Source organism: Plantibacter sp. VKM Ac-2880, from assembly GCF_015351235.1.
GTDB lineage: Bacteria > Actinomycetota > Actinomycetes > Actinomycetales > Microbacteriaceae > Plantibacter.
Map to the genome: position 1 here is coordinate 2,100,086 of NZ_JADKSJ010000001.1, position 14,459 is coordinate 2,114,544.

The 14,459-nt window shown below is 68.1% G+C and carries 10 protein-coding genes; 9 read left to right on the forward strand and 1 reads right to left on the reverse strand.

The features are described from left to right. Nucleotides 1–6 precede the first annotated feature (6 nt). From ITJ57_RS10165 to ITJ57_RS10185, 5 genes are all read left to right on the forward strand, one after another. The gene (locus tag ITJ57_RS10165; protein WP_194669906.1) at nucleotides 7–1,533 is read left to right on the forward strand and encodes a sugar ABC transporter ATP-binding protein; all 1,527 of its coding nucleotides are present in this window, start codon (nucleotides 7–9) and stop codon (nucleotides 1,531–1,533) included. Further along, nucleotides 1,530–2,633, forward strand: a complete 1,104-nt coding sequence (locus ITJ57_RS10170) for an ABC transporter permease (protein WP_370582314.1) — start codon at nucleotides 1,530–1,532, stop codon at nucleotides 2,631–2,633. The genes ITJ57_RS10165 and ITJ57_RS10170 overlap by 4 nt, the downstream gene beginning before the upstream one ends. Next, entirely contained in the window at nucleotides 2,630–3,673 is a 1,044-nt protein-coding gene (locus tag ITJ57_RS10175; RefSeq protein WP_194669907.1) for an ABC transporter permease, read from the forward strand. Before ITJ57_RS10170 ends, ITJ57_RS10175 begins: the two co-directional genes overlap by 4 nt. Before the next feature lie 81 nt (nucleotides 3,674–3,754). After that, the gene (locus tag ITJ57_RS10180; RefSeq protein WP_194669908.1) at nucleotides 3,755–7,381 is read left to right on the forward strand and encodes a family 43 glycosylhydrolase; all 3,627 of its coding nucleotides are present in this window, start codon (nucleotides 3,755–3,757) and stop codon (nucleotides 7,379–7,381) included. Nucleotides 7,382–7,463: 82 nt separating this feature from the next. Beyond that, nucleotides 7,464–8,129 (forward strand): HAD family hydrolase, encoded by a 666-nt coding sequence (locus tag ITJ57_RS10185; protein ID WP_194669909.1) that lies wholly within the window; start codon nucleotides 7,464–7,466, stop codon nucleotides 8,127–8,129. Between the two features lie 9 nt (nucleotides 8,130–8,138). Here the strand turns inward: ITJ57_RS10185 and ITJ57_RS10190 are convergent, their stop codons facing one another. After that, nucleotides 8,139–9,338 carry an ROK family protein gene (locus tag ITJ57_RS10190; protein ID WP_194669910.1) on the reverse strand — a complete coding sequence of 400 codons (1,200 nt, stop codon included), beginning with the start codon at nucleotides 9,336–9,338 and terminating at the stop codon, nucleotides 8,139–8,141. Between the two features lie 211 nt (nucleotides 9,339–9,549). Here ITJ57_RS10190 and ITJ57_RS10195 point away from each other — a divergent pair, with 211 nt between their 5' ends. The 4 genes from ITJ57_RS10195 to ITJ57_RS10210 all read left to right on the forward strand — a co-directional run bounded on the left by ITJ57_RS10195 (nucleotide 9,550) and on the right by ITJ57_RS10210 (nucleotide 14,399). Then, complete coding sequence (locus ITJ57_RS10195; protein WP_194669911.1) at nucleotides 9,550–10,848, forward strand: ABC transporter substrate-binding protein; 1,299 nt, start codon at nucleotides 9,550–9,552, stop codon at nucleotides 10,846–10,848. Further along, nucleotides 10,845–11,756: a carbohydrate ABC transporter permease gene (locus ITJ57_RS10200; RefSeq protein ID WP_056006124.1), complete on the forward strand. Its 912-nt coding sequence runs from the start codon at nucleotides 10,845–10,847 to the stop codon at nucleotides 11,754–11,756. The genes ITJ57_RS10195 and ITJ57_RS10200 overlap by 4 nt, the downstream gene beginning before the upstream one ends. Then, the gene (locus ITJ57_RS10205) at nucleotides 11,756–12,649 is read left to right on the forward strand and encodes a carbohydrate ABC transporter permease (RefSeq protein WP_056006121.1); all 894 of its coding nucleotides are present in this window, start codon (nucleotides 11,756–11,758) and stop codon (nucleotides 12,647–12,649) included. Before ITJ57_RS10200 ends, ITJ57_RS10205 begins: the two co-directional genes overlap by 1 nt. Before the next feature lie 70 nt (nucleotides 12,650–12,719). Beyond that, nucleotides 12,720–14,399 (forward strand): glycoside hydrolase family 13 protein, encoded by a 1,680-nt coding sequence (locus ITJ57_RS10210; RefSeq protein ID WP_194669912.1) that lies wholly within the window; start codon nucleotides 12,720–12,722, stop codon nucleotides 14,397–14,399. Nucleotides 14,400–14,459: the final 60 nt, after the last annotated feature.

Here is a 14,459-nt window from a genome sequence, read left to right on the forward strand (position 1 = left end):
GCAGACATGGCAATCACCGAGCCGATCGTCGAGATGCAGCACATCTCCATCGAGTTCCCGGGCGTCAAAGCCCTGCAAGACGTGGACTTCCGCCTCTTCCCGGGTGAGGTCCACACCCTCATGGGCGAGAACGGCGCCGGTAAGTCGACGCTCATCAAGGCCCTCACCGGGGTGTACAAGATCGACTCCGGTTCGATCCTGGTCGCGGGTGGACCACGCTCCTTCTCCGGAACGGCCGACGCCCAGAGCGCCGGCATCTCCACCGTCTACCAAGAGGTGAACCTCTGCGACAACCTCACCGTCGGTGAGAACGTGATGCTCGGCCACGAGGTCCGCGGACCGTTCGGCATCAACTGGCGCAAGACCCACGAGGCGGCCCACGAAGCGCTCGTCGGCCTCGGTCTCGGCCACATCGACCCCAAGCAGCCGCTCTCGAGCATCTCGCTCGCGCTGCAACAGCTCGTCGCGATCAGCCGGGCCATGGTCACCAAGTCGAAGGTGCTCATCCTCGACGAACCGACCTCCAGCCTCGACGCCAACGAGGTCGAAGGCCTCTTCCAGGTCATGCGCCGCCTGCGCGACCAGGGCGTCGCGATCCTCTTCGTCTCCCACTTCCTCGACCAGGTCTACGCGATCAGCGACCGGCTCACGGTGCTCCGCAACGGCGAGTTCGTCGGCGAGTACCTGACGTCCGAACTGAACCGGACCGAACTCATCTCGAAGATGATCGGCAAGGACTACGGCACGCTCGCCGCCCTCGGCTCCAACCGCGGACGCACAGGCGCTGCGGACGCTCCAGCGTTCTACCGTGCCACCGAGCTCGGCCGGAAGGGCTCGATCGACCCCGTCGACATCGAGGTGCACGCCGGCGAGGTCGTCGGCCTCGCAGGACTCCTCGGCTCCGGACGCACCGAACTCGGTCGCCTCATCTACGGGGCCGACCGACCGGACTCCGGTTCCGTCACGATCGACGGATCCCCGGCCGAGGTGCACACCCCCATGGCCGGACTGTCCAAGAAGATCGCCTTCTCGACGGAGAACCGCCGCGACGAGGGCATCATCGGCGACCTCACGGTGCGCGAGAACCTCATCCTCGCGGTGCAGGCCCGCCGAGGGTGGGCCCGCCCGCTCTCCCGCCGGGAGCAGAACGAGCTGTGCGACAAGTACCTGCTCGAACTCAACGTGCGCCCGTCCGACCCGGAGCGTCCCATCAAGAACCTGTCCGGCGGCAACCAGCAGAAGGTGCTCCTCGGCCGGTGGCTCGCGACGAAGCCGCAGCTCATCGTGCTCGACGAACCCACCCGCGGCATCGACGTCGGTGCGAAGGCCGAGATCCAGGAGGCCATCGCCGCCCTCGCCGAGGACGGCATGTCGGTCGTCTTCATCTCCTCCGAGCTCGAGGAGGTCGTGCGCTTGAGCGAGCGGATCGTCGTGCTGAAGGATCATCGTAAGATCGGCGAGATCGTCAACGGACCCGAGGTCACCGCAGACACCATCGTCGACCTGATCGCCACCGAAGGGAGCGCCACGTGAGCGCCACCAGTCAGGGTCCGGCGCGTTCCGGGTCCTCCGCCCGCGGCATCGTCAGCACCATCGTCCACCAGCCCTACATCTGGGCGATCGTGACGCTGCTGCTGCTCCTCGTCATCAACCTCGTGAAGGACCCCGGCTACCTCGGTGTGTCCGTCAACGGCACGACCGGCAACCTGTCGGGCAACCCGATCGACATCCTCCGCGCGAGCGCCCCGATCATGATGATCGCGGTCGGCATGACCCTCGTCATCGCCACCCGCGGCATCGACCTCTCGGTCGGATCCGTGATGGCCGTCTCGGGCGCCGTGTCGATGGAGTTCATGAGCAACCAGAGCGGTGGTGATGCCGGGACGGCGATCGTCGCGGCCCTGCTCGCGCTCGCCATCAGCGCCTTCCTCGGCACGGTGAACGGCGTCCTCGTCTCGATCGTCGGCCTGCAGCCGTTCATCACCACCCTGATCACGATGCTCGCCGGCCGAGGCCTCGCGAAGGTCATCACCTCCGGACAGAACACCTCGGCGACGAACGAGCCCTTCCGGTGGCTCGCGAACGGCACGGTGTTCGGGTTCCCGGTGGTCTTCATCATCGCCGGGGTCATCGTCGCGATCGTCGCCGTGCTCGTGCGGCGCACCGCGCTCGGGCTCATGATCGAGTCCATCGGCATCAACCCGCGGGCCGCTCGCATGGCGGGCATCCGGCCGATCGGCATCCTCATCGCGGTCTACATCGTGAGCGCGGTCCTGGCGGGTGTCGCCGGCATCTTCAGCACGGCGAGCGTCATGACCGTCGAGGTCGCGAAGACCGGTCTGAACGCGGAGATGGATGCGATCCTCGCCGTCGTCATCGGCGGCACCTCGCTCGCCGGCGGCAAGTTCTCCCTCACCGGCAGCGTCATCGGGGCACTCCTCATCGCCACGCTCGACAAGACGATCGTGTTCCTCTCCATCCCCTCGTCGGCGACGCCGGCCTTCAAGGCGGTCGTCATCGTGATCATCTGCCTCCTCCAGTCCCAGCGTGTGCGAGCCCTGTTCGCGCGTCGGAACTCCCGGACGACGCCGACTGCGTCCGTCCCCACGCGAAAGGAAACGGTGTCCGCATGAGCACCCTCAGCGAACGACCGACGCTCGACGCGTCGGCGCCCCCGCGGCGGACGCTGCTGGCGCGTCTGACGCCGAACCTCGAGACCCTGCCGACGTTGGCGGCCGTCGTCATCTTCATCGGCATGGTCGTGTACGGCGAGGTCGCCTACGGGCGGATCGTCCAGGCGAGCACCATCTCGAACCTGCTGATCAACAACGCGTACCTCATCGTCCTCGCCGTCGGGCTCACCTTCGTGATCCTCACCGGGGGCGTGGACCTCTCCGTCGGCGCGATCATCGCGATCAGCAGTCTCGTCGGGGTGATGCTCGCGAACTCGGGCTGGAACCCGATCGCCGTGATGGTGATCATGGTCCTCATCGGCTCGGCCTTCGGGGTCTTCTCGGGGGTGCTCGTGCAGTACTTCAACGTGCAACCCTTCATCGCCACCCTGGCGATGATGTTCCTCGGACGAGGGCTCGCGTCGATGCTCAGCACGACCCCCGAGCGCCTCGCCGACGACTCGCCGATCCGCTCGCTCTCGACCGAGTGGAAGGTGATCGACGGCCCGAAGATCAACGACCTCATCACCACCCCGAACGTCGTGATCGCGCTCATCGTCGTCGCAGCGGCCTTCGTCGTCCTGCACAAGACCCGGATGGGACGCACCGTGTACGCGATCGGCGGCTCGGAGCAGTCAGCCCTCCTCATGGGTCTGCCCGTCGTCCGGACGAAGCTCATGGTCTACATCATCAGTGGCACCCTGGCCGGCCTCGCCGCCGTCGTCTACACCTCGAAGCTCGGCATCGCCCAGAACATCACCGGTGTCGGGTGGGAGCTCGACGCGATCGCCGCGGTCATCATCGGTGGCACGCTGCTCACCGGTGGCGCGGGGTTCGTCCTCGGGTCCGTCGTCGGCGCGCTCGTCCTCGGGCTCATGAACGTCCTCATCACGCGTGACGGCAGCATCCCGCCGGAAGCGACGACGATCATCACCGGAGGCATCCTGCTGGTCTTCGTCCTCCTCCAGCGACTCGTGGTCTCGCGCAAACGCAAGACCTGACACCCCGGTCGCCCCCGCGACCGCAGCACCACCGTTCCATCCCCGCTCGACAACGAAGCCGAACCAGGAGAACCCACCCCCATGCCTCAACTGCGCCTCAAAACGGTCGTCGCGGCCTCCGTCGCGGCCCTGATCCTGCCGCTCGTCGGCGTCTCCGGCGCTGCCGCCGCAGCACCGGGGAGCGCCCAGACGGCCACCTCCCAGACGGGTCTCCGAGCCGCCCCCACAGCGCAGGAGGCGTTGGACGCCGCTGCCGCCTCCCTCTCGATCGCCAACGTCGACGACGTCCGCGGCAACCTGACGCTGCCCGGCGCTCCGGAGGGCACAACCATCGAGTGGATGTCCTCCGATCCCGCCGTGATCGCCACGGACGGGGTCGTCTCGCGGCCCGCCACCGACACCGCCGTCACCCTGACCGCCACACTGCGGCAGGGCGAGGCCACCGCGACGCGCGAGTTCACGGCGACCGTCCGCGCCGCGATCGCGACGCCCGACTACGAGGGCTACGCCTTCGCCTACTTCACCGGCAACTCCCTCGCCGGCGAGAACATCTACTTCGCCGCGAGTGACGGCAACAACGCGCTCGACTGGAACGAACTCAACGCCGGACGCCCGGTCCTCACCTCCGACGAGGGGACGAAGGGGCTGCGCGACCCGTTCCTCATCCGCTCTCCCGAGGGCGACACCTTCTACCTCATCGCGACCGACCTCTCGATCGGCAGTGGCACGTCCTGGGGTGACTCCGTCCGCCAGGGCAGCCACTACCTCGAGGTGTGGGAGTCCCACGACCTCGTGACCTGGTCCGACCAACGGCACATCGAGGTCGCGCCCGACAACGCTGGCAACACCTGGGCACCCGAGGCCTACTACGACGACACCATCGGTGCCTACGTCGTGTTCTGGGCCTCGTCGCTCTACGGGGCCGACGACCCGGACCACAGCGGGAACAGCTACCACCGCATGATGTACGCGACCACCCGTGACTTCACGACCTTCAGCGAGCCGCAGGTCTGGCAGGACCAGGGCGTCTCGCGGATCGACTCCACGGTCATCAAGTCGAGCGACACCTACTACCGCTTCACCAAGGACGAGGGTGCCGGTGGCACCGGGTGCGCCGACATCATCCAGGAGTCCTCGACGGACCTGCGGGCCACGCTCGAGTCCTGGACGGTGCTCGACAGCTGCATCGGTCGCGACGCCGGCACGAGCGCGGTCGAGGGGCCGACGGCGTTCGCCGCCAACCCCGGCGACGTCAACGGCGACAAGTTCTACCTCTTCGTCGACGAGTACGGCGGACGCGGCTACATCCCGCTCGAGACCGAGGACATCGCGAACCCGGACTGGCAGGTCGCGAAGGACTACGACCTCCCCGCCAGCCCGCGGCACGGCACGGTGCTCCCCGTGACGGCGGCCGAACTGCAGCAGCTCCAGGACAGCCTCGGCGGCGTCGCCGAACCGGTGCCCGCGAACGAGGACGGCGAGATCGTCCGCTACGACTTCGCCGGATCCGCGGGATCGACCCTGAACGACGTGTCCGGCAACGGGCTCGACGCCACGGTCGAAGGTGGCGCGTCCTTCGCCGACGGCGCACTGCAGCTCGACGGCGGCGACGACTACGTCAAGCTGCCCGACAACCTGCTCGCCGGCGTGACCGACGTCACCGTGGAGGCCCAGGTCTGGATCGACCCGACGCAGGCCAACCCGTACTTCATCTACGGGCTCGGGAACACCACCGACGGCTCCGGGAACGGCTACCTGTTCAGCACCGGGAACGCGTACCGGACGAGTCTCGCGACCGGCAACTGGAGCACCGAGCAGACCGTGTCGCAGGGCAAGGACCTCACGCGCGGACGCTGGGTCACGCTGACCTACACGCTGCAGGGCACGACGGCGACGATCTACCTCGACGGGATCGCCGTCGGGACCGGGACCGTCACGTCCGATCCGGGTGACATCGGCGCCGGATGGACGAGCGCCAACTACCTCGGTCGTTCCAACTACGACGGCGACAACCGGCTGAAGGGTGCATTCCGCGAGTTCGCGATCTACAACCGGGCGCTCTCGGCGGAGGAGGTGCTCGCCGCATCCGGGAACACCGCCGCACTCACCGACATCGGTCTCGAGGAGGACGTGCTGAAGGCCGCGCCGATCGTCGACGACGACCGCCACGAGGTCGTCTTCCCGGTCCAGCCTGGAACGGACCGCACGGCGCTCAGCCCGACCTTCACGACCGTGGCCGGGGTCACGGCGAGCCCCGCCTCGGGGACCGCCATCGACCTGAGCAGCCCGGCCACCGTGACGCTCACGCCGACCTCCGGCGACCCGGTCACCTGGACGATGCGCGCGGTCGAGATGAAGAGCCCGGTCATCCCGGGCCTCTACGCCGATCCGAACATCTTCACCTGGGGCGACACGTACTACATCTACGCCACGACCGACGGTTTCGCTGGTTGGGGTGGCAAGGAGTTCTTCGTCTGGTCGTCCAAGGACCTCGTCGACTGGGAACGCTCGGCGGAGCCGATCCTGACCCTCGACGGCGCGAACGGGAACGTGCCGTGGGCCACGGGCAACGCCTGGGCGCCGACGATCGGTGAGAAGAACGGCAAGTTCTTCTTCTACTTCAGCGGCCACAACCCCACCGTCGATCGGAAGACCATCGGTGTCGCCGTCGCGGACAGCCCCTCCGGCCCGTTCACGGCGCAGGCGGATGCGATGATCCTGAACGACGAGGCGGTGACCTCGGGACAGGCGATCGACCCGGCCACCTTCACCGACCCGGTGACAGGGAAGAGCTACCTGTTCTGGGGCAACGGTTCGCCCGTGTACGCGGAGCTGTCGGACGACATGCTCTCGATCAAGGCGGACACGCTCAAGCGGATCGACGGTTTGACCGACTTCCGTGAAGGCGCCTTCGTCAACTACCGGGACGGCCTGTACCACCTGACCTACTCGATCGACGACACCGGTTCGGAGAACTACCGGGTCGGCTACGCGACGGCGACGAGCGTCGACGGGCCGTGGACCGCCCACGGAGTGATCCTGCAGAAGCGACCGGAACTCGGCATCCTCGCCACCGGGCACAGCTCGATCCTGAACGTGCCGGGCACCGACGACTGGTACATCGTCTACCACCGGTTCGCCATCCCGGGCGGTGACGGCCAGCACCGCGAGACGACGATCGACCGGCTGACGTTCGACCCGGAGACCGGCCTGATGAATCCGGTCGTCCCGACCCTCGAGAGCGTGGGTCCGCAGCGGATCGCGGTCCCCGGCACCGAGGGGACGCTGACGATCGATGCGGCGTCGGTGCGGGTCGGCGCGACGTTCTCGGTGTCCGGCTCCGGCTTCACCGCGGGGGAGCAGGTGCGGCTCACCCTCTTCTCCACCCCGACGGCGCTCGGGACGGTCGTCGCGGACGCTTCGGGTGCGTTCACGACCACGTTGCGGGTTCCCGCATCGGTGGACCCCGGTGCCCACACGCTGCAGGCACTGGGCGCGGACTCCGGGATCACGGCGGAGGCGGCGCTGACCGTCCTGGCTGCCGACGGGAGTCCGACCGCCGGAACGCCGGCCGCGGGCGGGACCGGGCCGGGCTCGCTCTCGACCACCGGTGTCTCGGTCGTCGGGTTCCTGGGTCTGGCAGGCCTGCTCCTCGCGGTCGGCGCCTGGTTGGTCGTCCGTCGCCGCCGAGCGGCTGAGGCGCGCTGATCGGGGCACCGGATGGCCGTTCGGCCGGGGAGTCACACCGCCCCGGCCGGACGGTCGGCCGGTGCTGCGACAATCAGGGATCATGACCGACACGAGCACCTCCACGATCGATGCCGTGTGCTGGGACTGGAACGGCACCCTGCTCGACGACGTCGGGGTCGCGCGCGCCGCGATGGACCTGGTCCTCGCCGGTCGGGGCTTACCTGGGTTCGTCGACGAGGCCGCGTACCGGCGGGTGTTCGGGTTCCCGATCCGCGACTTCTACGAGCGGGTCGGCATCAGTGGAGCTGACTTCGTCGCGGCGGCCGACGAGTATCTGGCCCGGTTCGCCATCGGTGTCGACACCGCGTCCCTCCACCCGGACGCGCTGCAAACGCTCGAGGCGGTGGACGCGCTCGGTGTCGAACAGGTCCTCATCTCGGCGACCCCTGAGGCTGTGCTCGAACGTCAACTGGCACCACATGCCCTGACGCGTCACTTCTCCGGTGTCCACGGCATCACCGACGTCTACCATGCGTCCAAAGAGCAGGTCGTCGGCTCCTGGCTGGCGGCCTCTGGGCATCACCCGTCGCGCGTCGTCATGGTGGGGGACACGAATCACGACGAGGAGATCGCCGAGCTCCTCGGGGTCCGCTTCGTCCGCTTCCGCAACGGACACCAGGACCCGCCCGCCCACGGACGCCACCCGGTGATCGACGGCTTGAGCGAGCTCGTTCCCGAGCTCACCCGGGGGAACCCGGGCGACTGAGCGCGGAACTTAGCGCGCAAGGTCGATGCGCAGCGCGTTGCGCCGGACGTGGTCGACGGCGGTGGCGACCGCCCCCTGCGCCACGATGTCCGCACCGAGTGCCGACGCCACGAGCAGCGGCGGCTCGGCGCTCATGTACCCGGGGAGGCGCTCCGAAGCGATCCCGAGCAGCAAGGACATCGAGGGGGCGATGGCGCCGGCGAACACGATCCGTTCCACATCCAGGAGTCCGCCCAGGACGGCACTCATCCGTGCGACGCGGTCGGCCAACCGCCGGACCAGGTCGAGCGCCGCTTCGTCGCCATCATCGGCAGCCGCCAGGACCGACGACGCGTCGACCCGCTCGACCGGGAGTCGGCTCAGCGGGCTGCTCTCGGGCAGGCCGCCGCTCTCGCGATGGGCACGACCCCAGTCGCGGAGGACCGCGGCGAAGCCCCGCGCGGAACCGACACCGTCGACGAGGTCGAGGAGATGCAGTTCGCCCGCGCGCCCTCGGCCGCGCACGAGACGCCCGTCGAGGACGTAGCCGGCGCCGAGCCGTTCGCCCGTCATCACGGTGATGTAGGAGTCGAGGCCCGCACCCGCACCGAGCGCGCCCTCCGCCACCGCGGCGAGGTTGGCGTCGTTGTCCGTGAGCACCACGCAGCCGTGGTCGCGGAGGCGTTCGCCGAGCCGTGGGTTCATGCGCTCCCAGAAGACGTTGCCCTCGGGTGAGCGACCGAGCGCATCGATCGGAGCGGGCACGCCGAGCGTGATGCAGAGCGGCCGGCCGACGCCGTCGGACTGCAGGACCTCGGTGATCGCCGCGTCGACCACGGAGACGCGTTCCTCCGCGTCGGTGGCCGGGTCGATCGCCCGATGCGAGCGCGCCAGTTCCCGTCCACGCAGATCCGCGGCGATCGTCGTGATGGAGTGGGCGCCCGCGTCGACGCCCACGACGACCCCGGCCGCATCGTGCAGTTCGTATCGTCGCGCGGGGCGCCCCTTGCGATACGCGACGCCCGCCTGCCGTGCGTCGTCGAGTTCGGTGAACCAGCCGAGGTCGATCAGGTCGTCGCAGAGGGCGATCGCCGTGGATCGGGACAGGCCGGTCGCCGCCATGACGTCGGCGGCGGTGAACGCCGACTCGGCCCAGGCGTGGGCCAGGACGGCGGCGAGGTTCGTGGCTCGTTGCACCGGAGGTCCGGTGAGGCTCGTCGTCGTGTCCATGAGCGTCAACGATATCGGTCCGGGGCGCAGCCGGACGGCACCGCTCCGGCCGGCGCGCTCGACCGTGAACGATCACGCCCGCGCGGCTCGGATCGGCGTGATCCAACCGATGCTTGACCCTGCCGCGTGCGGATGGCAGAGTGTCCGACATGAGTTGATTTGCTCTCTGTATTTAGTCAGTGGTCCGATCGGACCGCGTGGAAGGACAATGATGTCGAACCAACTGAAACGCGCGTTACGCGTCACGGCGGGGGTGGCGAGCGGCCTCCTGGTCGCGACCACGCTCGTCGCCTGCTCGAGCGACGGCCGGGAGACCGTCCACTTCACCTTCAGCAAGCGCGAGGCGTTCACCTTCATGAACGAAGCCGTCGCCGACTACAACGCCTCGCAGCAGCAGTACGAGGTCGTGATGGACACCTCGGGGCCCGACCCGCTCGCTGCGAGCTTCGTGCGAGGCAACCCGCCGGACCTCATGCTCTCGAACTACAACCACGAGGTCTCCCGCTTCGTGGAGCGGTGTGCGCTGTCCGACCTCTCCGACACGGCGGCCGCGGCCACCATCCGGGACGACCTCCAGCCGTTGCTCGACCAGTACGGCGTCTGCGAGGGGCGCACGAGTGCGCTGCCCTACTCGGTGATGGCCGCCTCCGTCATCTACAACAAGACGATCTTCGCCGAGAACGGCCTCGAGGTGCCGACGACGTGGAGCGAACTCATCGCCGTCTCCGACGCCCTCAAGGCCGCCGGGGTGGCACCGTTCTACGCGACGTTCGCCGACGCCTGGACCGCCAACCAGGGCTGGTTCGACTACGCGGTCGGCGGGGCCGTCGACATCCCCGAGTTCTACGACCAGCTCGCCGAAGAGGGCACCGAGGTCGGGCCGGACGCCCCGGTCTCCTTCGAGAAGGACTTCCTCGAGCCCGTCGAGAAGATGCAGTTGCTGGCGAAGGAGTACACGCAGCCTGATGCGCCGAGTCGCACCTACGACGCCGGCAACGTCGCGTTCGCCGAAGGCCAGGGCGCCATGTACCTCCAGGGACCGTGGGCGTTCAGCCAGATCGAACTCACCGCGCCCGACCTGGACCTCGGCACCTTCCCCCTGCCGATGACGGAGGACCCGAAGGACCTGAAGGTCCGCGTGAACCTCGACCTCGTGACGATCATCCCCGAGGAGGCGAAGAACCCGAAGGGTGCCCGAGACTTCCTCGAGTACCTGTACCAGCCGGAGGTCATCCAGGCGTACAACGAGTCGCAGCTCGGCTTCGTCCCGACGGACGACGGCACGGCTCCCGACGACCCGCGGGTGGCCGGGATGATCCCGTACTACGACGCCGGTGCGTTCTACCAGGGCCCCGGCGTGCTCAACCCGCGTGCCATCCCGACCGAGAACTACGCGCAATCGCTGGTCCTCGGCACCAACGCGGCGTCGATGCTCCGCACCATGGACGCTGACTGGGCCAGGCTCGCGTTCAGACAGCCGCCCGTGTCGGCCAAGGAGGGATCCGAATGAGCGCCACCACCGCCATCGTGACCGGGGGAGACCCGAAGGTCCGCCGCAGCCGCAAGCGCGTCGAACCGATCTACTACCTGTTCCTCTTCCCGGCCGTCGTCCTGTTCACGCTCGCGATCACCGTCCCCGGTGTCGTCGGCATCGTCTTCAGCTTCACCGACTCCATCGGCATCGGCGACTACGAGTTCATCGGGTTCACGAACTACATCGCAGCGTTCAGCGACCCCGCGATCCTCACCAGCTTCCTCTTCACCTTCGGGTTCTCGCTCGTGACGGTGATCGTGGTGAACGTCATCGCGTTCCTGCTCGCCGTGGGACTGACCTCGAAGATCAAGTTCAAGATGGGACTCCGCGGGGTCTTCGTCATCCCGATGGTGATCTCGGGCATCATCATCGCGTACGTGTTCCAGTTCCTGTTCATGAACTCGGTGCCGTCCGCCGGTTCCGCGCTGGGGATCCCCTTCCTCGAGACGAGCATCCTCTCCAACCCGGACCTCGCCTGGCTCGGCATCGTCATCGTCACGGCATGGCAGTCGATCCCCGGCACGCTGCTCATCTACATCGCCGGCCTGCTCGCGGTGCCCGGTGACGTGTACGAGGCGGCGTCTCTGGACGGCGCGAACAAGCGTCAGCAGCTGCTGCGGATCACGCTGCCGCTCGTGATGGGGTACGTCGTCATCAACGTGATCCTCGGCTTCAAGAACTACCTGAACGCCTACGACATCATCGTCGGCCTGACGAACGGTGGTCCCGGTACCTCCACGCGGAGCATCTCGATGACCATCATCCGTGGGTTCCAGACCGGTGACTACGCCTACCAGATGGCCACGGCGACCCTCTTCTTCATCATCACGATCATCATCGCCCTCGTGCAACTGTCGGCGACGCGCGGAAGGAACGCACTCTGATGGCCACCCCGACCGCACTCAGCACCCGATCCATCACGACGGCGAACGCCAGCACGAAGCAACGCACGAAGGGGGAGCGCGTCAGTTGGTCGACGACGGTCATCCTGCTGCTCTGCGCCGTGACGGTGCTCCTGCCGCTGTACGTGACCATCTCGATGGCGTTCAAGACCGACACGCAATCGGTCGACGGGAACGCCTTCTCCCTGCCCGCACCGTTCAGCATCGACGGGTTCGTCCAAGCGTGGACGCTCACGAAGTTCCCCGTGGGCTTCGCGATGTCGCTCCTCGTGACCGCGGGGACCGTGGTGGCGACGATCATCCTGGCGTCCTTCGCGGCGTACGCGATCGTGCGCAACTGGGACCGCCGACTGTTCCGCTTCTCGTTCTTCTACCTGCTCGCGGCGATGTTCATCCCGTTCCCGGTGGTGGCGCTCCCGCAGATCCAGCTCACCGGCCGCGTCGGACTCGACAACCCGTTCGGGGTGATCATCCTCGCGACGATGTTCCAGCTGAGTTTCAGCGTGCTGTTGTTCACGGCGTTCCTCCGGTCGATCCCGATCGAGCTCGAGGAGAGCGCCCGGATCGACGGCGCGAGCACCTGGCAGACGTTCTGGCGGCTCATCTTCCCGCTCCTGGCACCGATGAGTGCGACGGTCGGCATCTTCGCGTTCCTGTACGCCTGGAACGACTTCATGATGCCGTCGCTGATCATCTCGGATGCGAGCCTGCAGACCCTCCCGGTGCGGCAGAACCTCTTCCAGACGCAGTTCAGCAGCAACTACAACGTCGCCTTCGCCTCCTACCTCATGGCCATGGCGCCGGCCATCATCGCCTACCTGTTCGCGCAGCGCTGGGTCATGTCCGGGGTGACCCAGGGGGCGGTCAAGGGATGACGTCGGGATCTCGACGCTGAACCGACACCGCAATGCCATCACGACTCGAGAGACCGAAGGACCGCACGCCATGACCGATGCATCACTCGTCGACGCTCAGCAGACGGCCGCCGCCACCTGGTGGCGCCAGGCCGCCGTCTACCAGATCTATCCGCGCAGCTTCGCAGACGCGAACGGCGACGGACTCGGGGATCTGCCGGGCATCCGGTCGCGGGTCGACTACCTGGCCTCGCTCAGTATCGACGCGATCTGGCTCAGTCCGTTCTACCCTTCGGCGTTGGCGGACGGCGGGTACGACGTCGCGGACTACCGGGACGTCGACCCGCGGCTCGGCACCCTGGAGGACTTCGACGAGCTCGTCGCAGCCCTGCACGAGCGGGGCATCCGCGTCATCGTCGACATCGTGCCGAACCACACCTCCGACCGTCACGCCTGGTTCCAGGAGGCCCTGGCGGCCGGTCGCGGTTCGGCGGCGCGAGCTCGGTACCTCTTCCGGGAGGGCACCGGCGAGTCGGGTGAGGAGCCGCCAACCGACTGGGAGTCCGTCTTCGGCGGTTCCTCCTGGGAGCGGGTCGCAGACGGCCAGTGGTACTTCCACCATTTCGCGACCGAGCAGCCGGATCTGAATTGGGATCACCCGGAGGTCCGCGAGGACTTCCTCCGGACCCTCCGGTTCTGGTCCGATCGCGGCGTCGACGGCTTCCGGATCGACGTGGCGCACATGCTCACCAAGGACTTCTCGGAGCCGTTGCCGAGTCGCGCGGAACTGGAACTGATCCCGCAGGACGGCGACCACCCGTTGCTCGACCGCGACGACGTGCACGAGGTGTACGCCGAATGGCGACGGGTGTTCAACGAGTACGATCCGCCGCGCACCGCCGTCGCCGAGGCGTGGGTGAGTACTCCGGAGCGCCGCGCGAGCTACGCGTCGGCATCGGGGCTCGGGCAGGCGTTCAACTTCGACCTCCTCGAGGCCGACTTCGACGCGACCGAGTTCCGGACCGTCATCGCGGACAACCTCGCGCAGGCACAGGCGTCCGGATCATCCACCACGTGGGTGCTGTCGAACCACGACGTCACCCGGCACGCGACACGGTACGGACTCCCGCCCGTGGCCGGGCGCCCGGTGAAGCAGGGCACGGAGTGGGTGGCTGCCGGTGGTCCTGCCGACGGGGTCGATCTGGACCGCGGAGCGCGCCGTGCCATGGCCGCCACCCTCCTCATCCTCGGGCTCCCGGGCAGCACCTACCTGTACCAGGGCGAGGAACTGGGCCTGCACGAGGTCGCCGAGATCACCGACGGGGAACGCCAGGATCCGGCGTTCTTCCGCGGGGGAGCGTACGACGGCCTCGGGCGGGACGGCTGCCGGGTCCCGTTGCCGTGGACGGCGGACGGTGCCTCGTTCGGTTTCGGTGACGCCGTCGCGCACCTGCCGCAACCGCGGTGGTTCGCGCAGCACGCCGTCGAGGTCGAAGCGCAGGATCCCGCTTCGACGCTCTCGCTGTACCGTGAGGCGCTCCGGCTGCGACGGCTGCTGCAGACCGGGGAACAGCTCGACTGGATCGAGACCGGCCGGGAGGACGTCCTGCGGTTCACCCGACCGAACCGTTGGCAGGTGGTGGCGAACTTCGGCACGGACCCGTATCCGCTCGACGCGCAGTCCGAAGCGGTGGTCCTCGGTTCGCTCCGAGCCGGCGCGGTTCCCGGCGAGTCGACGGTCTGGATCGCACCGACTCGACTCCTCGGGTGACGGCGGCTGAGTGGCCGCCGGACCGGGGCTGGTCGATGAGGGGGTCCAGCTGCCACCATG